The sequence below is a fragment of the Arthrobacter sp. NicSoilB8 genome, from assembly GCF_019977355.1.
Lineage (GTDB): Bacteria > Actinomycetota > Actinomycetes > Actinomycetales > Micrococcaceae > Arthrobacter.
The window spans coordinates 1,536,857-1,557,118 of the sequence record NZ_AP024655.1 but is presented as its reverse complement, the minus strand read 5'-3'; the positions used below and the strand labels follow the sequence as shown (position 1 = coordinate 1,557,118).

22 protein-coding genes are annotated in these 20,262 nt (G+C 64.8%); 3 read left to right on the top strand and 19 right to left on the bottom strand.

Annotation, left to right across the window (positions count from 1 at the left end; genetic code table 11):
* Positions 1-58: 58 nt before the first annotated feature.
* Genes LDO15_RS06950 through LDO15_RS06930 form a run of 5 tightly spaced genes read right to left on the bottom strand, consistent with a single transcriptional unit; the run spans position 59 to position 3,715 of the window.
* Positions 59-946: a GNAT family N-acetyltransferase gene (locus LDO15_RS06950; protein ID WP_223987160.1), complete on the bottom strand. Its 888-nt coding sequence runs from the start codon at positions 944-946 to the stop codon at positions 59-61.
* Positions 909-2,075: a flavodoxin-dependent (E)-4-hydroxy-3-methylbut-2-enyl-diphosphate synthase gene (ispG, locus tag LDO15_RS06945; protein ID WP_120953875.1), complete on the bottom strand. Its 1,167-nt coding sequence runs from the start codon at positions 2,073-2,075 to the stop codon at positions 909-911. The genes LDO15_RS06950 and ispG overlap by 38 nt, the downstream gene beginning before the upstream one ends.
* A 48-nt stretch (positions 2,076-2,123) precedes the next feature.
* Positions 2,124-2,417 (bottom strand): YciI family protein, encoded by a 294-nt coding sequence (locus LDO15_RS06940; protein ID WP_223985344.1) that lies wholly within the window; start codon positions 2,415-2,417, stop codon positions 2,124-2,126.
* Positions 2,418-2,474: 57 nt separating this feature from the next.
* Positions 2,475-2,981 carry a hypothetical protein gene (locus tag LDO15_RS06935; RefSeq protein WP_223985343.1) on the bottom strand — a complete coding sequence of 169 codons (507 nt, stop codon included), beginning with the start codon at positions 2,979-2,981 and terminating at the stop codon, positions 2,475-2,477.
* Positions 2,978-3,715 (bottom strand): MarR family transcriptional regulator, encoded by a 738-nt coding sequence (locus tag LDO15_RS06930; RefSeq protein WP_223985342.1) that lies wholly within the window; start codon positions 3,713-3,715, stop codon positions 2,978-2,980. The genes LDO15_RS06935 and LDO15_RS06930 overlap by 4 nt, the downstream gene beginning before the upstream one ends.
* 585 nt (positions 3,716-4,300) lie before the next feature.
* Here LDO15_RS06930 and LDO15_RS06925 point away from each other — a divergent pair.
* Together LDO15_RS06925 and LDO15_RS06920 are read left to right on the top strand one after the other, a co-directional pair.
* On the top strand, positions 4,301-4,519 hold the full coding sequence (locus tag LDO15_RS06925; RefSeq protein ID WP_223985340.1) for a helix-turn-helix transcriptional regulator: 219 nt from the start codon (positions 4,301-4,303) through the stop codon (positions 4,517-4,519).
* A 389-nt stretch (positions 4,520-4,908) separates the two neighbouring features.
* Positions 4,909-5,175, top strand: coding sequence for a hypothetical protein (locus LDO15_RS06920; RefSeq protein WP_223985338.1), 267 nt, complete (start codon positions 4,909-4,911; stop codon positions 5,173-5,175).
* A 355-nt stretch (positions 5,176-5,530) separates the two neighbouring features.
* Here LDO15_RS06920 and LDO15_RS06915 read toward each other — a convergent pair whose 3' ends face one another.
* From LDO15_RS06915 to dxr, 12 genes are all read right to left on the bottom strand, one after another.
* On the bottom strand, positions 5,531-6,949 hold the full coding sequence (locus LDO15_RS06915) for a hypothetical protein (protein WP_223985335.1): 1,419 nt from the start codon (positions 6,947-6,949) through the stop codon (positions 5,531-5,533).
* Between the two features lie 511 nt (positions 6,950-7,460).
* The gene (locus LDO15_RS06910) at positions 7,461-7,751 is read right to left on the bottom strand and encodes a terminase (RefSeq protein WP_223985332.1); all 291 of its coding nucleotides are present in this window, start codon (positions 7,749-7,751) and stop codon (positions 7,461-7,463) included.
* Between the two features lie 253 nt (positions 7,752-8,004).
* A complete protein-coding gene (locus LDO15_RS06905; RefSeq protein WP_223985329.1) occupies positions 8,005-8,172 on the bottom strand; it encodes a hypothetical protein in 168 nt (55 codons plus the stop codon).
* A gap of 12 nt (positions 8,173-8,184) precedes the next feature.
* Entirely contained in the window at positions 8,185-8,814 is a 630-nt protein-coding gene (locus LDO15_RS06900) for a hypothetical protein (RefSeq protein ID WP_223985328.1), read from the bottom strand.
* 194 nt (positions 8,815-9,008) lie between these two features.
* A complete protein-coding gene (locus LDO15_RS06895) occupies positions 9,009-9,719 on the bottom strand; it encodes a hypothetical protein (protein ID WP_223985327.1) in 711 nt (236 codons plus the stop codon).
* A gap of 4 nt (positions 9,720-9,723) precedes the next feature.
* Positions 9,724-9,897 carry a hypothetical protein gene (locus LDO15_RS06890; RefSeq protein ID WP_223985326.1) on the bottom strand — a complete coding sequence of 58 codons (174 nt, stop codon included), beginning with the start codon at positions 9,895-9,897 and terminating at the stop codon, positions 9,724-9,726.
* A complete protein-coding gene (locus LDO15_RS06885; protein WP_223985325.1) occupies positions 9,894-11,249 on the bottom strand; it encodes an AAA family ATPase in 1,356 nt (451 codons plus the stop codon). Before LDO15_RS06885 ends, LDO15_RS06890 begins: the two co-directional genes overlap by 4 nt.
* Entirely contained in the window at positions 11,246-11,464 is a 219-nt protein-coding gene (locus LDO15_RS06880) for a hypothetical protein (protein WP_223985324.1), read from the bottom strand. The genes LDO15_RS06885 and LDO15_RS06880 overlap by 4 nt, the downstream gene beginning before the upstream one ends.
* A gap of 100 nt (positions 11,465-11,564) precedes the next feature.
* Positions 11,565-11,756 carry a helix-turn-helix domain-containing protein gene (locus LDO15_RS06875; protein WP_223985323.1) on the bottom strand — a complete coding sequence of 64 codons (192 nt, stop codon included), beginning with the start codon at positions 11,754-11,756 and terminating at the stop codon, positions 11,565-11,567.
* 776 nt (positions 11,757-12,532) lie between these two features.
* Complete coding sequence (locus tag LDO15_RS06870) at positions 12,533-13,879, bottom strand: recombinase family protein (protein WP_223985321.1); 1,347 nt, start codon at positions 13,877-13,879, stop codon at positions 12,533-12,535.
* 14 nt (positions 13,880-13,893) lie between these two features.
* Positions 13,894-15,225, bottom strand: a complete 1,332-nt coding sequence (locus LDO15_RS06865; RefSeq protein ID WP_223985320.1) for a site-2 protease family protein — start codon at positions 15,223-15,225, stop codon at positions 13,894-13,896.
* Between the two features lie 34 nt (positions 15,226-15,259).
* Entirely contained in the window at positions 15,260-16,444 is a 1,185-nt protein-coding gene (gene dxr / locus LDO15_RS06860) for a 1-deoxy-D-xylulose-5-phosphate reductoisomerase (RefSeq protein ID WP_223985317.1), read from the bottom strand.
* 179 nt (positions 16,445-16,623) lie between these two features.
* On the opposite strand from dxr, the gene LDO15_RS06855 reads away from it, so the two are divergent.
* Positions 16,624-18,120, top strand: a complete 1,497-nt coding sequence (locus LDO15_RS06855; protein WP_223985313.1) for a lipase maturation factor family protein — start codon at positions 16,624-16,626, stop codon at positions 18,118-18,120.
* A gap of 75 nt (positions 18,121-18,195) precedes the next feature.
* Here LDO15_RS06855 and LDO15_RS06850 read toward each other — a convergent pair whose 3' ends face one another.
* Together LDO15_RS06850 and LDO15_RS06845 are read right to left on the bottom strand one after the other, a co-directional pair.
* On the bottom strand, positions 18,196-19,728 hold the full coding sequence (locus LDO15_RS06850) for a tripartite tricarboxylate transporter permease (RefSeq protein WP_223985311.1): 1,533 nt from the start codon (positions 19,726-19,728) through the stop codon (positions 18,196-18,198).
* Positions 19,721-20,260 (bottom strand): tripartite tricarboxylate transporter TctB family protein, encoded by a 540-nt coding sequence (locus LDO15_RS06845; protein ID WP_223985309.1) that lies wholly within the window; start codon positions 20,258-20,260, stop codon positions 19,721-19,723. The genes LDO15_RS06850 and LDO15_RS06845 overlap by 8 nt, the downstream gene beginning before the upstream one ends.
* Positions 20,261-20,262 lie beyond the last annotated feature (2 nt).

Sequence of the window (20,262 nt, the reverse complement as noted above, 5' to 3'; positions counted from 1 at the left end):
GACCGGCGCCGGCGTGGGAGTCGGCGTTGTGGTCGCGCTGGGAGCCGGCAGCTGCCCGCTAGAAGAGCACTGTAGCGAACGTGCCCACCTGGCGGAAGCCCACCCGGTCATAGGTGGCGCGGGCCTTGGTGTTGAAGTCGTTGACATACAGGCTGGTGACCGGCGCCAGGGTCTGTGCAAGGACGACGACGGCGGCCATATAGCCCGCGCTCAGGCCCCGTCCGCGGAACTCTGGATTCATCCAGACGCCCTGGACCTGGGTGACTTCCGGCGTGACGGCGCCCAGTTCGGCTTTGAAGACCACATCGCCGGCAGCGTTCAGGTGCACCAGGGAATGGCCCTGGCGGATCAGGCTCTTCACCCGCCGGCTGTAGTACTCCCTGCCGCCAAGGTAGGGCGAGTAGCCGACCTCCTCTTCGAACATGGCGGCGCACGCGGGCAGGATCTTGTCGAAGTCGGCCAGCTGGCCAAAGCCCAGCGCCGGCTCGGGCGGAACGGCTGGCGGGCCCGCGATGGTCAGCAGCGGCTGGTCGTCCCGGACTTCGTGGGCGGCCTGGCCGAGCTGCTCCAGGGCCGAGTAGATGGCCAGCACGGTTTCTGCGGGGCCAAAGATCGACGCATAGCGGCGACCGGAGCGGTGCGCGGCCATGGCCACGAGGCCCGCGAGCTCGGGGTCCAGCTCGACCGGCACCAGGTTGGCGCCGGCCCAGCAGGCGCCGAGGAGGGTGCCGCCGTCGAACACGCCAAAGATGCTGGCGCCTCCGGCCGTGGGGGACGCCGTGCCGGCGGACTCCAGGTGCGAGAGGATGAAGACATTGGCGACGGCGTCCCGGTGCGCCAGCGCCAGCAAGGCTCCGGTGTCCGCGCCACCAAGGACACGGACACCGACGCCGGGAGCGGAGCCGTCCCTACGAGACGCTAACCACGGGGCTACCCTTGAGAGCATCTTCGCCATCGGCGTCCCCCATCTCTTCAGCGATACGCATGGCCTCTTCGATCAGTGTCTCAACAATTTGATCCTCGGGGACAGTCTTAATGACCTCGCCCCTGACGAAGATCTGGCCTTTTCCGTTGCCCGAGGCAACACCGAGATCGGCCTCGCGAGCTTCGCCCGGACCGTTGACGACGCAGCCCATGACGGCCACGCGCAGCGGGATCTCCATGCCTTCCAGGCCCGCGGTGACCTGCTCGGCGAGCGTGTAGACGTCCACCTGGGCGCGGCCGCAGGACGGGCAGGAGACGATTTCCAGCTTGCGGGGGCGCAGGTTGAGCGACTGCAGGATCTGGTTGCCCACCTTGATTTCCTCCACCGGCGGGGCCGAGAGGGAGACACGGATGGTGTCGCCGATTCCGCGCGAGAGCAGGGCGCCGAACGCCGTCGCGGACTTGATGGTGCCTTGGAATGCCGGTCCGGCCTCCGTGACGCCGAGGTGCAGCGGCCAGTCACCCTTTTCGGCCAGCATCTCGTAGGCGGCGACCATGATGACGGGGTCGTTGTGCTTGACGGAAATCTTGAAGTCGTGGAAACCGTGCTCCTCGAAGAGCGAGGCTTCCCAGACGGCGGATTCCACGAGGGCTTCCGGGGTGGCCTTGCCGTATTTCTTGAGGATGCCCGGTTCCAGGGATCCGGCGTTGACGCCGATCCGGATGGAGGTGCCGTGGTCCTTCGCGGCCCGCGCGATTTCCTTGACCTGGTCATCGAACTTGCGGATGTTGCCGGGGTTCACGCGTACGGCGGCACAGCCGGCCTCGATCGCGGCGAAGACGTACTTCGGCTGGAAGTGGATGTCCGCGATCACCGGGATCTGGGACTTCTTGGCGATGATCGGCAGCGCTTCGGCGTCATCGGCCGACGGGCAGGCGACGCGCACGATGTCGCAGCCGGAGGCCGTGAGCTCTGCGATCTGCTGCAGTGTGGCGTTGATGTCGGTGGTCGGCGTCGTGGTCATGGACTGGACACTGATGGGCGAATCGGAGCCGACGCCCACGGATCCCACCTTGATCTGGCGCGTCTTGCGGCGGGGGGCAAGGACGGGGGGCGGTGCTGACGGCATTCCCAGGCTGACCGAGGTCACGTGGACTCCCTTTTGGTATCGAAGTATCGAAGGTGCGGGCGGAACGGGCTAGGCTGCGTGCCCGGCCAGAAGGCCGGTCAGCGGGGCCCACACAGTGGTGCGCGTGCCCGAGATGGCGCCGGCGGCTGCGAAGGGGTCCTGCCGCAGGAGCTCGTTCAGGGCCGATTCGTCGGCGGCCTTGAAGATGAGCAGCGCGCCCGCGCCGTCGCCGTAAGGGCCGCTGGCGAGCAGCGCGCCCTCGCGGGCAAGTTCCGCGGTCCATGCGCGGTGCGCCGGGCGGCTGGCATCGCGGACCTCGGAAGATTCGGCGTCGTACACGTACTCCACAGCAAAAACAGTCATATGGATACACTATCGCCCTGGTTGCCCGGTTCCCATCCGGGCCGGCCCGGCACGCGGTCAGCCGAGGACCAGAACCTTGACCACCGCGGCCACGCCGGCCGCCCAGAGCATGGACGTCAGGGTTCCGATGATGAACCGCTCGGCGGCGACGGGGGTGGCCTTCAACTCCGCAAAGCGGCCCAGGCCCTTGATGGCCACGACGTAGGCGATGGCGACGGGCTGGCCGGCGAGGACGGCCAGGCACACCGCGAACCGTTCGAGGACTCCGATGATGGCGCCGCCCCGGAGGATGCGCGCGCTGCTGACCGCGGCATCGTCCGCGGCCGCCGCATCCGCGGCGGAGTCGCGCGAGGCGGCGTCCGCTGCCGGCGCGGGGCTCTCGACGTCGGCGGTGGAGTCTGCTGCGGGATCCTCTGCCGCGGGCCCTGTCGCCGGGCCGGCGGCACTGGCGCCGGCATCAACCCGGTCGTCTATGGTCCGGGCGAGCCGGAAGACCAGGGCGGTGACCGGCCAGCCGACGAAGCCGGCCGTGAGCAGGGCCAGGGTGATCCAGAGGGCGTTCACCGGTCTCCTTCTGTGCTGTCGTTGGCGAAGGACAGCAGCATTGCGGCGGCCGGCCTCGCCGCCCATTCTTCCTGCCAGCCGGAGCGCAGGACTGCGCGGCTCACCGATTGCTCCGTGATTCCGAGTTTCTGCGCTGCAATTTTCTGGCTGCCGTGGCCGCTGTGGACCCCGCCCTGCCCCTGCCGCACCCCCGGGCCCTGCCGCACCGAGCGCAGCACGTCCACCACCTTCCACTGCGCCGCGGTCCGGTCCTGGACCAGGCGGCCGATCAGTCGCAGCACCGCCTCCGCGTTGGCGCTGGCCCTCGCCGCTTCGGACGCGGCGTCACCGTTCTTTGCCGCCGCGTCCCCGCCCGCCGCCGCCGCAGGCGCAGGACGACCGCGCCGGCCGCCGCCGGCAACCACCGCAAGCGGCACATGGGCCGCCGCGGCTTTGGCGCGGTCAACGGCTGCCCGGGCTGCCACGAAAGCAGGGCCGGAGCCTTCCCGCGGGCTGGCGGGCAGCGGCTGGTGCACCTCCCCCACCCCGATGCCGACGTACCAGTGGCCGCTGCGCAGGGCATGCAGGGCGATCTCCACGACCTCGTCGGGGTGTTCCACCACGCCCTGGACCTCATCGCCCACTGAGCGCTCAAAGCGCCCCGAAGTGGAGAGCGCGCCGAGGTCCTTCAGGAGGCCGGGGACCCGGTCGACGTCGCCGGTACTGCCGCGCTGGTCGATCGTCATGACGTACATGACCCCAGCCTAGAGAGGTGATCTTCAATAATCAATCACTTTCAACTGATTAGTAAAAATCAGCTGAAATAAGCTTAGAAGTAAAAAACAGCGGAATCGGGCTGGGCTGCGCCCTGGGTGAAAGGGGGGCGGGCCGCAGGGCCGGACTGGGCGGGCCGGGCCGCAGGGCCGGGCGCGGGACCGGGCGGGCCGGGCCGCAGGGCCGGGCAACGGGACTGGGCGGGCCGGGCCGCAGGGCCGGGCACGGGACCGACCGCAGCGCTGTTGACCTCGCGGGACATCTCCGCGGCCCCGATGCGCTGGACGCAGGATGCCGTTAGCCGAAAAGGTTGACCGGGATGAACTTATCGTTCCTGCATAAGTAAAGCCCCGCAACTGCTGCAAACAGTCCGGGGCGTGGCAACCGCTAAATAGGAGCGATTACGTGCACCAGCATACCCAGTCCCCTGCCGTGAGTTCTACCGGCAAACACTCCACACTTCGCCGCCGTGCTGAGAACCTCGCCGCGGTCCTGATTTGGGCGGCAATGTCCGCAATGTCGGCTGTCTACCCCGCCGCCGTTATCTACTGGGCAGGGCGGGCAGCATGAGCGCCACGCTGGTCTCTTATTACGACATGACGCTAGAGCTGATCCGGGAACGCATTGAAGCAGTCGGAATGACCTCTGAGACAGTCGCGTCCTGGCTTGGCATTTCGACTGAGGCCCTGAGTCAGAAGCTCTCTGGGGAAACGGTGCTAACCGTCCGTGAGATCGGCGATCTGGCGGAAGTGCTCGGCTGCCTCATGTCCGACATAGTGGCCTAACCCTCCCGGTCCCCCACGGCTCCTAGTGAGTTGTGGCGGCGGCCGGGATCCAGTCAAGGCGCGTTCCCAGTCCCTTGCCCGGTTCCAGGCTTCCGCCTGCGTGTTTCAGCCCTTCGACGTACTCAACAGGGCGCGGTAACAAACCTTCCTGAATGTCCCCGAACCGCCGGGGCGAGGTTCCCCTGATCACGGCGCCCAAGGCTATGACCAGACACGTCCCAACACCGGGCCGGGTCTACTCGTCGTAGGTAAATGGCGCTGCACTAGGTCGGGGGCGTCGGGCTTTTTTGGGGAAGGGGATACTCACCTAGAAATAGCTCTCCCCTTGGGAGTCCGTTGTCATTGCCCGGTAGCATCCTCAACACCAACCACTAAAGAACGGTCCCACCATGAACAGCGCCACAGTTACCCCAGCCGCTCCCGAGGGCTTCGTCCAGGCAATGGATCCAGCACACCCGGATTTGCCGGCGGACTACTTCGACGGCCCTTCCGAGACTGGCGACGGCTGGCGGATCGAAACTACGTTCACCTTTGAGCGCGGCGTCCAGTTCGAGTTGAATGCCGACTACTCGCAGGGCGGCCTGACGGTTTCCCAGGCACTCGCCGCGGGCACTGCACTTGCTGCCCTCGCTGCCAAGTACAGCGTGACGGACTGAGGGCCTGCCTCAGCGCGTAGGAACCGCCCCGGCACCCTTCATTGGTCCGGGGCTTTTCCGTGCCGTTGGCGGCCTGCGTTTAGGTGCAGGCGCCGCCAGTGGTTCGGGTTGCGGTTCGGGGCGGGTGTACGTCTTGCCGTCCATGCCCTGCACTGGAGTAGCTGTGTCATTTGACACGGAATCTTCGACGTCACGGGCGACAGTCTTGAAGCTCGCCCCCACTATTGGAGCGATAGCCCGCGTGCTCATCCCTTCGGCGGAGATTTAGCACGACTGTACTGTTTCCCGGCAGTGCAGCCTTAACAGCGAAAAACCCCCGCCGTCGTGATGACTGGCGGGGGTTTCGTGGTTCGGTCTAGGACAGCACGACGACGCGCCCGGTCATGCTGTTGCTTGCCCGCTTTGCCTTCGACTGCAAACCAAACAATGCATTGGTGCACCCGACCAGCGGCGAAATATCCGAGACAACATTTTTGCGGGTCCAGTAGAACGCCGTTTCGCCGATGTGCTTTTGCCGTGCCGCGTCCACGGCAGCATCTAGGACGGGTTCCCCGACGTGACTGGCCTTGCCCTGCATCACCGTGTCATAGAACGCCCCGCACGCCTGCGCGTAGTCCCTCAAACTGATTTGCTGGGTGCGGATCCGTGCACGCTGCAAGTCGGGCAGTAGAGCGCCAGCAGCGGAACCGGCGTCCACCACTACGGCTACAGGCTTCCACCGTTCCTTGAGTTCAGTAAGGCGGGTAGCAACCCATGACGTGCCCTCGCGGCGGTCCACAACTTCAAAATGGATCCGCCCGTCAGCCAGGAGTGATGCAGAGCAGATAGTGGTGGACTCGCGGCCCGGTGGCACGTCCACAGCGAATGCCACGACGTCGCCGGGGCGTGCGTCCTCATCCCGAGCGTCGGACCATACAGCCGCCGGCACCACCGACTCACCTCCGAGCTTCGCCCAAATGCCAAGCCGCTCCCGCCGGTACTCTTCATCCCCAAGGGTGTCCCGCTCGTTCTCCACATGCTCAAGACTCATGCGGATCCCAAGCCCCGGATTAGCCTGGTAGGCGGCGTCCAAATCACCGGACGCGGCGTTATCTGGTGCTGACCATTCAAAGTACGCCAGGCGCTCCGACGCCGGGTTCTTCCCGCGTTCCCGCAGGTCCGACAGGACTTCACTGTTAGGCATACCGGCACTGCTGGCAAACCATAGCTGAGTGTTGCCATGCAGGGTGTTCGCGGCCATCGTCGGGAGCATTGCCGCCATTTCCTTATTCTGAAGACTGTAAGCCTCATCAAGGTAGACGGTCGTAGCGGACCAGCCACGCCCGGAACCGCCGGAACGGGCGATGAACCGCAGCCGGTTCCCGTTCTTCAACTCGATGCCCTCGTTACCGTGCGAGGTCGAAACCTTCGATACCTTCTGATCAAGCTCCGGGGTTTCCTGAATAAGGGTGAGGATCCGCCGGAATGATTCACTGGTGGTCTTAAATTCGTGACTCGATGAGATAGCCAGGGGTTCATTCAGCAGGAACAGCCCAGCGAGCTGCCGGGCGTCCAGGACAACAGATTTCCCCTGTTGTCTGGGGAGTACGAGACCAACTGTTGACGCGGCCCACCGCCCATCAGGGCGCAATCCCATAGAGCCCAGCAGAACGTGCTGCTGCCAGTCGTCCATGTGCAGCCCTGCCAGCGCTGCCAGCTCGATAGCTTCATCCCCCGCCGAATATGTGGCGTCGGGGATCAGCTCAATCCGCGGCCTCTGATTACCTACCCGCACGGCTCACCACTCCCTAGACGTTTTGAGTTTCCCGAACGTCTGCTTCATCTGATCCAGCGGCTTAGCCTGCCGCCTGCCATTACAGGCTGCGTGGGACGGTGCCAGTTCCCCGTAGACGTCCCCGCCAGCGGCGATAGCGTCAACATGGTCCGCTTGGAAAGCCATAGGAGACGGGTAAGACAGGAGGTAATCAATCGGGTGTTTGCAGATATGGCAGGGTGCACCTTCGCGGGCGCTCTTACGCTTCAGCCGGTCCCTCAAGTCCCGGTAATGCCTATCATTCCTGGGATCCTTTTTGCCGGCCATCAGGACAGCTCCCCACGTAACAGGACGGCACTGATAACACGGTGGGATTCGGCGGTGAGTTCCATCCATCGAGCCGATGCCGTGCGCCTCAGTGGCTCAAAGTGCGTGCGGCGGGCCCGTGCCCACTCAAACACTGTTCCCCAGTCGGCAGGCTCAAAGACTGCCAACCGCGCCGGAACATCCGTCACGGCCTTACGCTTCGGAATCATTCAGCCACCTCAGCGGGGATAGCCAACGATGACAGCAGCTTGGACAACACAAGGCGCTGTTGCCGGGCTTCGACAACCGCGGGGTGTGCTTTCTTCCCATGCGGGGAATCTATGACGCTGCCCTCTGCCTTGCGTGCCGCGTCCAGCTCGTTGAGCGTGTCAACTGTTCGGCACGCTTCGAGCAGCACCAGCAGCTCATGTTCTCCGAGGTCAAAAGCGTCCGTGACCGTGGACCATAGTTTCTTGCCGGCCTGCCCAAGGCCATTCGGTGCCCTTACAGCACTCATAAATTCTTCCTTTCAAACGGCCTCAGATGGGCCTCAAATCGCTTCAAATATTCAGGTGGGTAGATGCCCCAAAGTCCCCTGTAGAGCGTCGTAGAGACGAGTATCGCGCCGCGGGTCATCAACCAAGTCGATTGATGACCCTTGCGGACAGGCATGGTAACTATGCCGACGGCTATGCAGGGTGCCGGGGCGGGGATGCCACCCGCCGGTCATCAGATGGCTGAGAATCGGCGGGTGGTCCTGCTTGGGGCGTTTAGCCGTTGTCGTCGGCGGTCGCCGTGATGAGGCGGCCCATGTCGTCATAAAGGAACGTGCTCTTTGTGAGCGGCTTGCCCTGGTTGTCTACCTTGGGGCGTGCTGCTGCTGCGGCGGCGAGGTTGGCGCGGATGCGGCGGTTACGGTCTGCGATGTCTTCGGTCATGGTGTTGGTTCCTTAGTTGGTGAGGGTGTCGGCGAGAGTGGAGAACAGGGCTGAGGTTGGGGCTGACTCGTAGCGCTGTGCGCCTGACCATGCAGCGAGGGCGGGGAGTAGGTCCTGGGGGTTGTAGTTGGGGCGCGTCAGGAGGATCCCGCGGGTGTTCCACTGGTGGACGGATTCGGCTTGCAGGAACGCCGCGTGTTCTTCCCGGAGGGCTTCGACCATGTCGTGGATCTTTTCGCGGTGGGCTTCGAGTGCTGCCGTGTCGGGGGCGATGCTGTCGCGGAGGTCTTCGGCTTCGTTTTCGACTGCCCGGATTGCTTCGGCGTATCCGGCGAGGTTTAGGCCTGCTTGTTTCCGGTCGGCTGCGAGCTTGATTTCGTTGACCCGGTCGGGGGCGTTCTTTTCCTTGGCGATGGCTGCGGCTGCTGCGGCGTCGTCTGCTGCGGTGGCTTCGAGGTCGCGTGCCGGGTCGGCTAGGTGATTGACCAGCGTTTCCGCGTCGGAGCGGTTGGCTTTGAGCTTGTCGAGCCGCGAAAAGATCGGAGCGAACCTCTTGTCGATGAGGTCGGCCGGCGGGCGTCCGTGGGGTGCGTAGCCGGTGGCGGCGATGAAGTTGACGGTGTTGGGTGTGGGGCGTGTCATGTTAGTTCTCCTGTTCGAGGTGTTCTACGAGGTCGACAAGATGGTTACTGAGGTCGAGTGCTTCGTCGAGGGTGAGGTGTGCGTTCAATCCGCCTAGGCCGATGAACGCGATTCCTGGCGTGCTTGGTCGGCCCGGATTGGTCCAGGTGTGAGGGACGACTCTGTTGAAGTAGGGGCGTCGGGTTCCCATGCCGCTAGACGATCCGCTTGATGTTGCCTGAGGCGTCCATGTAGACGTTGGCGGTTTCTCCGGTGATGGTTGAGCCGCCGCTGTTTCTCAGTGGGCCGTTGAGGTTTACCCCGCTGCTGTCAACGTTCACGTAGCCGCCAGTGGCTTGCAGCTTGGCTGAACTGTTGTCCATCTGCACGACGCTGCCGCCCTTGTAGACCTGGATGGTTGTGGCGTCGGTGAAGACTTGGGCGCCGTTGGAGAACACCAGCGCGCCGGATGAGACGCCGGGGTCAAGGGTCATTGCTGATCCAACCTTGACCTTCCCGCCCGTGGTTACGTTGAGGTCATTCTTCAGGGTGGTCACGCCCTCGACGGAGAGCGTGCCAGTCGTCTTTGTTGCGCCGTTGAGGTTGGTCGGGCCGTTATTCGTGAGCGTGCCCGTCACGGTGGTATCTCCGGTAATTTCAGTTGTTCCGGAGATGGTGAGCGGCCCGGAGATCGTGACGGGGCCTGTGAATGAGATGGTCCCGTCAGCGTTGAGGACGCCGTGAACCGTGGCGGTCCCGTTGACGATGAGCCCGCCGTTCTCAATGTCGATCACGCCGCCGTCGTACACGGTGAGCCCGCCGCGGCCGATGGCTGCGCTGTTTAGCGGTGATGCGGTTTCGAGGTTCCGGATCCGGCGGAGGATGTCCGGGAGCTGGCTGTCGTTGAGGTTGTCGAATTTGCCCATGGTGTTACTCGCTTTCGGTGGTGGTGGTGGCGGGTTCATCGCCCGGTTCGTATATGGCCAGGCGGTTCTCGGCTTCTAGCGCCCTGTCCCGCCATTGCCGGAAAAGGGCGTGTTCCTCAAGGGCTTTGGCCTTGTAGATTTCGCAGAGGTCCACGAGGTCCTGTCGGGTGAGCTTCACGCGGCACACTCCTGGTGGTGGCCGTGTTCGCCGTCGTCTAGCGGATCGCCGCACGCATGGCATGGGGAGATGGTTCCTAGTTCGTCTCCATTACTTAGGAAGCTAGGAAGAGTAGGGAGACTAGGAACTCTGACGGCTCGACTAGGCTCAGTGTTCCTAGTGTTCCTAGAGTTCTTAGGTTCCTGACTAATAGGGTCAGAGTAGGAAGACTGAGAGTTGAGCCTGTAGACATACGGTTGGCCGTAGCCTGCGGGGCTCGATACTCCCAGCGCCTTCCGGGCGTTTTCGGATGCGGTCTTTCCGAACTCGAGTTCCTCTAGGTGCTGCTTGAGGTCTTCGGTCGGGCACCCGTTCGGATGGTTGGCCATGAATTCGCGTATGGCGTCCTGGGCCTGTTCCTGCTTCGACTTCGGGCGCGTAGCTTGGTCTTCCTGCTCTTTCCATTCAGCAAGCAGGTTCCGAATAACCGTGTGAGCCCTGGTGTAGGTATCCAGGCAGGCCGTGGTGCCGGGGTCGTCGTCAGTTGCGGGCCGCACATTCGCTATTTTCAGCCGATACTTCACCGCGTCAGAGATGCCCGTTACGTTGGATTTGTCCGGGCCTATCCACACGTAATCGCCGCCGGATTCCTTGTCCTCCGGTGAGCGTGCAGCAAACAAGACCATGCGGGCCTTTTGCCTGAGTACTGCCGTGGATCCCATGAGGTCGCGGGTATTGGCTGTTGACATGCGGTTAGTGTGCGTCATGAGGATCACGGCGAGCCGGTGACGCTGTGCGAGCATCTTCCATGGGTGCATAGCCTGGCGGGCCTGCTGGGAGTCCTTGAGCGTCAGAGAGCCCGCTACGGTGTCCACCCATGCGTCCACGACAATGAGTGCGGCGTCTATTTCCTGTTGGCTTAGGTAGGCGTCCAGGGTTGCCATATCGCCGTTCATGGCGTTACCGAATACCGGGTTCCCTGTGCCGTCAGCTTCGCTTGAAAACAGGTAGACGTGATCCAGGTCAGCGCCCGCGAGGGCTAGCCGGGCCTTCACTTCGCCGGGGTTGTCTTCCGTGACGATTACAACGACGTCCCGCGGCTTCCGGGCCGGGAGGCTGATCGACTGATCGGCGCGGCCTGCGGTGACTGCGGCGGCCCACCGTACCCATGCCAGGGACTTGCCTAGCCCCTCTTCCCCTACTAGGACGGTAATTTCTGAGTACGGGATCCATCCTTTTGCCAGCCATTGGGTAGGCGGAGGGGCCTTGATCTCGGACAGTTTGCGCGGCTTGAGGTTTCCCGCGGGCGGCGCGTCTGCGTCCGCCCTGCCTGCCCAGTAGTCTTCTGGCGGCTGCGCGTAGTCGTCTGTCATGCGGCAGTCTCCATGGTGTAGGTCCCGAATTTGCCGGGGGTTTCGGTTTCAAGCAGGTGGCGGCGGATTTCCCAATGGATCCAAGTGGCAGTTGAGATGATCTGCGGCGCGTAAGAATGGACGATGGGACGCCGCCGGCGTGTAAACTGGTTGCAATCTCCCCACGAGATTTCAACCGTTCGGCTAGTCGCCGGGCGGTTGTTTTTTGCGGTCATTTAAGTGCCCTGTCCTTGGATGATGGTTGTTACGCGGTCGATCTGTTCGCGGGTGAGCTGTGGCCATGAGCTGGCGACTTGCTGAATGTGGGCGCGGGTTTCAGCGTTCATCGTCAGCCGTTGCGGTGAATACGCGGTCAGCTTCCCGAATGTCGATGCGTAGGAGCTTCGGGCCGACGCGGTAGGCGGTCAGCTCTCCCCGTTCGATCATTCGCCGGATGGTGCGGGGGTTGCACTTGTACCGGGCTGCGGCTTCGGTGAGTGAGGCGAGCTCTGGGGCGTCCGTGTTCATGGTTTCTCCTTAAATGGGAAAGGCCCCGGAGTGATCCAGGGCCTTCGATGTGACGGTTAAACAGAAAAACCGACCACGGGTGTGATCGGTTCAGGTACTACGCTGGAGGGGCGACTTAGAGCCTTGCGGCGTGCCGTGAGCGACGGGCTAACTTCACCCGCGGAAGTACGGCGGGGTATCTGCGCTAGTGGGCGAACCTCTAGTCGGGGGCCGGCTGTCTCAAAAGACGGTCCGGTTTACTTCTGCTCCTAGGGACGGACCCAAGGGTGCTACTGCTTCTCCGGGCCACTTACACCGGGGGGGCCTGCCTTGTTCGAGACTTCCGGCTAGGTGCCCATAGCGTAACCCATGTGTCGGGCAAATGACAAATATGTAATTCAACGTCCCGCTAAACGGGCGCCGGTGGCGTTAAACACGAAAGGCCGATCCGAAGATCGACCTAAAAGTTCAGCCACGTATCCGCAGCCATGACTAGGGTAACCCACGCGGTAGGCAAATGACAAGCCTGTCATTCAGTGACCAAACCCAGTGCGCTTGGGGCAGAAAGAAGGCCGGTCACTCGAACCGGCCCGACCGCGGTCACACTTCCCCGCAGACATGACACACTTTACACGAAATAACGCCAGTGTCCAATCATGTCCCCGCATGGCGCGGCGACATGAAAAAGGCCAGTCCTTAGACTGGCCTGACAATTTCGAGACTTGTGACCTCGACTTGAAACACTTTACACGAAAATGCACCACTGTCCAACTGCGTCCCCTTCGGGCGTGGCGTGGCTAGTCCTGGCGCGGTGCTATCTCAACGGATCCGGGTTCAGGATTCCGGCGATTCTTCACCGGGTGAACTGTCACAACGGCGAGAGCGTCAATGATGGAGCGGCGGCGTGCAATGCTCAGCCCCTCCCACGTTTTCCGCATGTCGTGTGAACCTGCCAGGGGCGCAAGGGCGGCGCTGGCAGATCGCCTAGTCATGGCCTGCTCAATGTCGGCTATGCGGGCTTGCATCCGGTCCGTGGCGGCGCGCAGCTGGGATGCTGTGAGGTCGCCGTCCGCAAATTCAACCGCGAGGGAATCCAGCCGGCGGCGCAACGTGTCGGCCTGCTCTGAGAGTTCGCTGTACTTTGGCGCTTTCTTGTCAGCCGACAGGCTAGGGAGCGGCGAGGATTCCAACACGGCGAGGATGGTTTCAGTTACCAGCTCCTCTACGGCTTCGGCTTTCCTGGCGACATGCTTACCCGTAGTGCATGCGTAGGTCCGAACCTTGCCGGGCAGATACGCCGTGACCATGTTTGCACCGCAGACACCGCACTTAGCGACGCCGGCTAGCAGGTGCTTGCGCGGTCCCCCGCCATTCCCGCCGCCTGTCATACGCTGGGCCGCTACGCGCCACGTCTCTTCACTGACGATGGGTTCCCAGTCGCCCTTACCGATGATTTCGCCGTTGTAGCGGCGTAGCCCGGCGTTTCGCGGGTTCCGCAGCAGCTCCCGCACGGTGGACTGTACCCACTCCCCGCCGCGGGTGGTTTGGATCCCGCGGGTGTTCAGATTCCGGGCTATCTCGTGCTGTGAGATGCCTGCCAGCAGATCCGCATACATGCCCCGGATGACGTCAGCCTCTTCGGTGCGGTGAGTGGTCTTGTCACCCTCGAAACCGAACGGGCGATGCGGGCCCCACGGCTTACCGGCTTCGGCACGTTGGAGCCCGGCGCGGCGCTGGCGGGCGCTCTTGCGCTCCACTTCGGCGCGGGCAACGCTGCCTTTGATGCGGGCGTAGAGTCGCCCGTTATCCGTGGATAGGTCTACGTCTCCGGTAACCGTGGCAAGCGCCAGCCGGTGCTTATCGGCTAGGTCTATGAAGTGCTCAAGCTCGATGGGGCGGCGGTGTAACCGGTCCAGGTCCCATGCGACTACGCCTTGTATGCGGCCTGCTCCGATATCCTCCAGCATTCGCGTGTAGGCGGGGCGAGCCTTGCCCGTGCTGGCGCTGAAACTGTTGTCCACATATTCCACGGCTTCCCATCCGCGAGCGTCACAGAGCGCGGTGCAGTCCTGTCGCTGGCGCTCAACGGCTAGGCCCTGCCCGTCACGGTCTAGGGACTGGCGCAGGTATACGGCGGCTTTCATGGGCCGATTCTAGCCTAGTTTGACAAAGATACCGGTTTGACGATGTCGGCGTAGATCAGCAACGCCCCCATGCCCATCAGCAGCACCGCCACCACGTAGGTCACCGGGAGCATCTTGGCGATGTCGAAGGCTCCGGGATCCGGGCGGCCGGACAGCTTGGCGATCTGGCGGCGGGCCCCCTCGTACAGCGCGCCCGCAACGTGGCCGCCGTCGAGCGGCAGCAGCGGGATGAGGTTGAAGACGGCCAGGGCGAAGTTGAGCCCGGCCAGCAAACCTACCAGGGCGGCGAAGCGGGACTGCAGCGGCACCTGCTCCATGGCGGCCACCTCGCCGGCCACCCGGCCCACGCCCACCACGCTGATGGGGCCGTTGGGGTCACGGGGCTCCTCGCTGAAGGCTGCCTGGGCCACGCCGGCCACGCGGGCCGGCAGGTTCACCACAACCCCCGCGACCTGCTTGATGTTCTCCCCCGCCATCGGCAGGACGGAGGACGCGGGCTGCGGGACCAGTGCCGTCTGGGCGCCGATGCCCAGGAATCCGACGTCCTGGTACTGGAGCTTCCCCTCGGCATCCTTGGCCTGGCGGCCGTCGGCGCCGACCACCGGCCGGGACGAGAGCACGGGCGTGACGGTGGTGGTGACGGTCGCGCCGTCGCGCTGGACGGTGACGCTGACCTGCTTGCCCGCGGAGGCGCGGATCCAGCCGGTGAGTTCGTCCCAGCTGGTGACGGCCTTGCCGTCGAAGGACGTGACCGTGTCGTTCGGCTTGAGGCCGGCTGATGCCGCCGGGGTGAGCTTGCAGTCGGCGGAATTCGGGTCCACGGTCTCGCCCGCCTTGACCTGGCATTTGGAGACGTCGGCGATCGTGGTGGTCTGGCTGGCGATGCCGAATCCCATCAGCAGCACTCCGGTCAGCACGACGCCGATCAGCAGGTTCATCGCGGGGCCGCCGAGCATGATGATGATCTTCTTCCAGACCGGCAGCCGGTAGAAGACCCGGTTTTCATCGCCCGGGCCGATTTCCTCGTGGGCCAGGGAGCGGGCATCAGAGGCCAGGGACTGGAACATGCCGGTGCTGGACGGACGGACGGTGCCGTCGTCCTTGTTCGGCGGGTACATCCCGATCATGGACACGAAGCCGCCCAGCGGGATGGCTTTGAGGCCGTACTCGGTTTCGCCCCGCTTCTTCGACCAGACGGTGGGTCCGAACCCGATCATGTACTTGGTCACGCGGACCTTGAACAGCTTGGCCGGCAGCAGGTGCCCGACTTCATGCAGGGCAATGGACACGGCGATGCCGATCGCCACGAAGACGACACCGAGAATAAAGAGAAGGACGGGGCTCATGGGCGTGATCTGCTGCTTCCTTGACGCTGGCTTTCTAGACGCTTCTGACGGCTAAACGTTCGTGAGTGCGGGCACGTGCCCATCGTTCAGCATCCAGCACGGACTCCACCGTCAGCCCGGAGGACCCTGTGTGTTCGCTGAGGACGGCGTCAATGGTGTCGACGATGTCGGTGAACCGGATCCGCCCGGCATGGAAGGCCATGACGGCTTCCTCGTTCGCCGCGTTGAACACGGCCGGGAAGGTGCTGCCCTGCCTGGCCGCATCCTTGGCCAGGCCCACGGCGGGGAACGCCGTGGTGTCCAGCGGCTCGAAGGTCCAACTGGTGGCCTGGGTCCAGTCGCAGGCGCGGGCGGAGCCGGGGACACGGTCCGGCCAGCCGAGGCCGAGGGCAATGGGCAGCCGCATGTCCGGCGGCGAGGCCTGGGCGATCGTGGAACCGTCCACGAACTGGACCATAGAGTGCACCACGGACTGCGGATGGACCACGACGTCGATCTTCTCCAATGGGATGTCGAAGAGCAGGTGCGCCTCGATCACTTCCAGGCCCTTGTTGACGAGGCTTGCGGAGTTGGTGGTGACCATGAGGCCCATGTCCCACGTGGGGTGGGCCAGGGCGTCCTGCGGCGAGACGTCGTGCAGTTCGTCCCGGGTCTTGCCGCGGAACGGGCCGCCCGACGCCGTCAGGATCAGCCGGTCCACTTCCGCGGCCGAGCCGGAGCGCAGACATTGGGCAATGGCCGAATGCTCCGAATCCACGGGGACGATCTGGCCTTCGCGGGCCGCGGCTTTGACCAGTGAGCCGCCGACGATCAGGGACTCCTTGTTGGCCAGGGCCAGCGTGGCGCCGGACTTGAGGGCGGCGAGGGTGGGGGCCAGCCCGATCGAGCCGGTGATGCCGTTCAGGACGACGTCGGCGCTGATTTCCGCGATCCGTGTGGAGGCATCAGGGCCGGTGATGAGTTCGGGACTGTAGCCGAGGAGTCCTGCCACGCGGGCGGCGTCGTCGATCAGGGCCCTGAGTGCTGAGGCGTCCCCTGCGGCGACGCCGACGGCCTGGGCCCGGGTATGGACGGCCTGCCGGGCCAGGAGTTCGAGGTTGCTGCCGCCGGCGCTGAGCGCCACGACCTCAAAAAGGTGCGGGGCGCCGTCGACGACGTCAATCGCCTGTGTGCCGATGGAACCGGTGGACCCGAGGAGGACGATTTTACGCGGCTGCATGATTCAAGTATCCCGCACCGCGGCGGGGCTCCGTCCTCCCGCTCGAGTCCGCACTTCGCGGCAGTGTCGCCGCGCAACATTGCCGCGAAGTGCGAACTGGGCGCAGGCCTGGTTCTGCATGACGCCGCACGTTGACGCCGCACGTTGACGCCGCGGATCGCAGGCGTAACGTGGAAAACGTGGAGTGGACCGCGTGGTTCGACGCGCCGGAATACGAGTTCGCCCGGCAGGTGCTGCAGCGCAGCATCGCCACCTTGTTCTTTGTGGCCTTCCTCTCCTCGTATAACCAGTTCCCGGCCCTCCTCGGCGAGCGCGGCCTGTTGCCGGTGCCGGAGTACCTCGAGTGGTTCAACCGCCGGGGGCGGCCCAGCCTGTTCCGCTGGCGCTACTCGGACCGGCTGCTGCGGACGGTCTGCCTGGGCGGCATGGCGGTTGCCGCCACGCTCATCGCCGGGCTTCCCCAGCTTGGCCCGCCGTGGGTTCCGCTGCTCGCGTTCCTGGCCCTGTGGCTGCTGTACATGTCGATCGTGAACGTGGGGCAGACGTTTTACGGCTTCGGCTGGGAGATGCTGCTGCTGGAGGCCGGGTTCACGGTGGCGTTCCTCGGCTCCGACCAGACTCCCCCGCCCAGGCCCATCCTGATCCTGCTGGCCTGGCTGGTGTTCCGGCTGGAGTTCGGCGCCGGCCTGATCAAGATCCGGGGCGGCGCGGAGTGGCGGGACCTGACGGCCCTGTACTACCACCACGAGACCCAGCCGATGCCGGGGCCGCTGAGCCGGCAGGCCCATCTGCTGCCCAAGGCATGGCACCGGCTGGAGGTCCTGGGCAACCACTTCGCCCAGCTGGTGGTGCCGTTCTTCCTCTTCGCTCCGCAGCCCCTGGCCAGCGCCGCCGCCGGGATCATCATCTTCACGCAGCTTTGGCTGGTGGCGACCGGAAATTTCGCGTGGCTGAACTGGATGGCGATCGTCCTGGCCTTCGCGGCGGTCAGCGATCCCGTGGCCCACGCCCTGGTTCCGGCGATCCCGCTCGACTGGAACACGGCGTCCGCAGGAGCTGCCGCGTCCGCAGCAGCAGGAACAGACGCCGGAACCGGCACCCAGGCGCCGGTCGCGTGGCTTGTGGTGGTCCTGTTTGCCACCGTCCTGCTCGTGGTGCTCAGCTACCGGCCCATCGAGAATCTCCTGTCCCACTACCAGCTAATGAACGCATCTTTCAACCGCTGGCAGCTTGTGAATACCTACGGCGCGTTCGGCAGCGTCACGAAGCGGCGGATCGAGATCGTGGTGGAGGGGACCCTCGACGAGGACCCAGGGGACGGCGCCGACTGGCGGGAGTACGGATTCAAAGGAAAGCCGGGAGACGTCCGGCGCCTCCCGCGCCAGTACGCCCCGTACCACCTGCGGCTTGACTGGCTGATGTGGTTCCTGCCGCTGCGGACCGTGCATGAGGAATGGTTCTATGCATTCCTGGCCAAGCTGCTGGCGGCGGACCGGCCGATGCTGCGGTTGCTGCGCCACGACCCGTTCGACGGCGAACGGCCCCGCTGGGTGCGTGCCCGCAGCTACCTCTACCGTTTCTCCACCAGGGCCGAGTTCCACGCGACAGGCGAGCGTTGGATCCGGACGCCGCTGTCCGTCGTCATCCCGCCCTCGCGCCTGCCGCCGGAGGGCTGAGGCCCGTTTGCCGCGAATGGCCGGAATGGCGAGCGCCTTTCCGGCCATTTGCGGCAAACCAGTGAACCACCCGGCCTAGACGGACACTTCTTCCTTCGCCGGCGCGGCCTCCAATTTCGCCTGGCGGCGGCGCAGCCACCACGAGGCGGCGAAGATCAGCGCCATGGACGCGTAGACCACCACCGCGAACGGGGAGGAAAACAGGGCCGTGGGGTCGTTTTGTGAGAGCTGCAGCGAGCGCCGCAGCTGCACCTCGAACATCGGCCCCAGGATCATCGCCACCACCATGGGCGCCACGGGGTAGCCGTAGCGGCGCATGAAGTAGCCCAGGATGCCCACCACGAGCAGGATGCCGACGTCGGTCGCTGCAAAGTTCACCGAGAAGGCGCCCAGGGCGGCGAAGACCAGGATGCCCGCGTAAAGGTAGGGCCGCGGGATCTGCAGGATCTTCACCCACAGGCCTACCAGGGGAAGGTTCAGCACCAGGAGCATGAGGTTGCCGACGTACAGCGAGGCGATGAGCGTCCAGACCAGGGCGCCCTGGTTTTCGAACAGGAGCGGACCGGGCTGGATCTGGTATCGCTGGAACGCCGTGAGCATCATGGCCGCCGTGGCTGTCGTGGGGATCCCGAGCGTCAGCAGCGGGACCAGGACTCCGGCGGCTGCGGCGTTGTTGGCCGCTTCCGGTCCTGCAACGCCTTCGATGGCGCCCTTGCCGAACTGGGCTTTGTTGGCGCCCTTGGCGAGCTTGCGCTCGGCCGCGTAGGACAGGAACGTTGACACGTCGGCACCGCCTGCCGGGACCGTGCCGATCGGGAAGCCGATGAATGTCCCGCGCAGCCACGGTTTCCAGGACCGCTTCCAGTCTTCTTTGGACAGCCAGGCGTTCTTGCCCTTGCTGACCGGGATGAGCTCCACCGGACCGTGCCGCAGCTTGGAGGCAACATAGAGCGCCTCGCCGAGGGCAAAGAGGCCCACGGCCACGAGGACCATATCGACGCCGTCCACCAGCGTGGGGTTGTCGAACGTGAAGCGCTGCTGGGCGGTGCTGTCGTCGATGCCGATCAGGCCGATGAACAGCCCGAGCGCCAGGGAGGCCAGGCCCCGCAGGACGGAGGCACCCAACAGCGCGCCGACGGTCAGGAATGCCACCACCATGAGCGCCACGTAGTCCACGGGTCCGAGTCCGACGGCGAAATCGGCGACGACGGGGGCCAGGAAGGACAGCAGGACCGTCGCGATGGTCCCGGCAATGAAGGAGCCGATGGCCGCCGTCGCCAGGGCCGCCGCTCCCCTGCCGGCCTTAGCCATTTTGTTGCCTTCCAGCGCCGTGACGATCGAGGAAGATTCGCCCGGTGTGTTCAGCAGGATGGAGGTGGTTGACCCGCCGTACATGCCGCCGTAGTAGATTCCGGCGAAAACTATCAGCGCCGCGGCGGGGTCCAGGGCGTACGTGATCGGCATGAGCAGCGCCACCGTCATGGCCGGCCCGATGCCCGGCAGCACACCGACGGCGGTGCCCACGAAAACGCCGCCCAGGGCATAGAGCAGGTAGACCGGCTGAAGCGCGGTGCTGAAGCCTTCAAGCAGCATCATGAAGCTATCCATGGAAGAACGGCACCCCCTCGAGCAGCGGTCCCGGGGGCAGGGACACGCCCAGCAGCCCGCCGAAGACGTACTGGAGCACCAGCGCCAGGACGACGGACACGGCGATCGCCTTCCAGAGGGGCCTGGCGTCCAGGGACCACGCCGCACCGCTGAAGAGCACGGCGGCGGCCACCGGCCAGCCCGCTGGCTCGATCAGGAAGATGTGAAGCACCACAAAGCCCACCAGTTTGGCGAGGGCCATCCAGTCGGTCCTGGCCGTCGCGTCCAGGTCTTCGCTGTCCTCGGCCTGCCCGACCTTGCCGCGGAGGACCTGCAGGACCACGCCGGCGCCGCACAGCACCAGCATGCCGCACACGATATACGGGAAGGCCCGCGGGCCGATGCCGGTCTCCGACGGCGGGATCGGAATGGATCCCGCCGTCGCCAGGCCTGCCGCACCCACGCTGACGAACACGAGGGCGAAGAGGATCTCCCCTGTGGGCCGCTTGGCCGGCGTTGTGTCGGGAGGCGACTTTGATACGAGGGAAGACACTG

What these genes read in the sequence shown, in the direction of transcription:
- LDO15_RS06850 (WP_223985311.1), bottom strand. Translation starts at nt 19,728, where the DNA reads ATGGATAGCTTCATGATGCTGCTTGAAGGCTTCAGCACCGCGCTTCAG.
- LDO15_RS06930 (WP_223985342.1), bottom strand. Translation starts at nt 3,715, where the DNA reads ATGTACGTCATGACGATCGACCAGCGCGGCAGTACCGGCGACGTCGAC.
- LDO15_RS06925 (WP_223985340.1), top strand. Translation starts at nt 4,301, where the DNA reads ATGAGCGCCACGCTGGTCTCTTATTACGACATGACGCTAGAGCTGATC.
- LDO15_RS06865 (WP_223985320.1), bottom strand. Translation starts at nt 15,225, where the DNA reads ATGAGCCCCGTCCTTCTCTTTATTCTCGGTGTCGTCTTCGTGGCGATC.
- LDO15_RS06950 (WP_223987160.1), bottom strand. Translation starts at nt 946, where the DNA reads ATGCTCTCAAGGGTAGCCCCGTGGTTAGCGTCTCGTAGGGACGGCTCC.
- LDO15_RS06875 (WP_223985323.1), bottom strand. Translation starts at nt 11,756, where the DNA reads ATGAACACGGACGCCCCAGAGCTCGCCTCACTCACCGAAGCCGCAGCC.
- dxr (WP_223985317.1), bottom strand. Translation starts at nt 16,444, where the DNA reads ATGCAGCCGCGTAAAATCGTCCTCCTCGGGTCCACCGGTTCCATCGGC.
- LDO15_RS06900 (WP_223985328.1), bottom strand. Translation starts at nt 8,814, where the DNA reads ATGACACGCCCCACACCCAACACCGTCAACTTCATCGCCGCCACCGGC.
- LDO15_RS06880 (WP_223985324.1), bottom strand. Translation starts at nt 11,464, where the DNA reads ATGACCGCAAAAAACAACCGCCCGGCGACTAGCCGAACGGTTGAAATC.
- LDO15_RS06910 (WP_223985332.1), bottom strand. Translation starts at nt 7,751, where the DNA reads ATGAGTGCTGTAAGGGCACCGAATGGCCTTGGGCAGGCCGGCAAGAAA.
- LDO15_RS06940 (WP_223985344.1), bottom strand. Translation starts at nt 2,417, where the DNA reads ATGACTGTTTTTGCTGTGGAGTACGTGTACGACGCCGAATCTTCCGAG.
- LDO15_RS06895 (WP_223985327.1), bottom strand. Translation starts at nt 9,719, where the DNA reads ATGGGCAAATTCGACAACCTCAACGACAGCCAGCTCCCGGACATCCTC.
- LDO15_RS06885 (WP_223985325.1), bottom strand. Translation starts at nt 11,249, where the DNA reads ATGACAGACGACTACGCGCAGCCGCCAGAAGACTACTGGGCAGGCAGG.
- LDO15_RS06920 (WP_223985338.1), top strand. Translation starts at nt 4,909, where the DNA reads ATGAACAGCGCCACAGTTACCCCAGCCGCTCCCGAGGGCTTCGTCCAG.
- LDO15_RS06905 (WP_223985329.1), bottom strand. Translation starts at nt 8,172, where the DNA reads ATGACCGAAGACATCGCAGACCGTAACCGCCGCATCCGCGCCAACCTC.
- LDO15_RS06870 (WP_223985321.1), bottom strand. Translation starts at nt 13,879, where the DNA reads ATGAAAGCCGCCGTATACCTGCGCCAGTCCCTAGACCGTGACGGGCAG.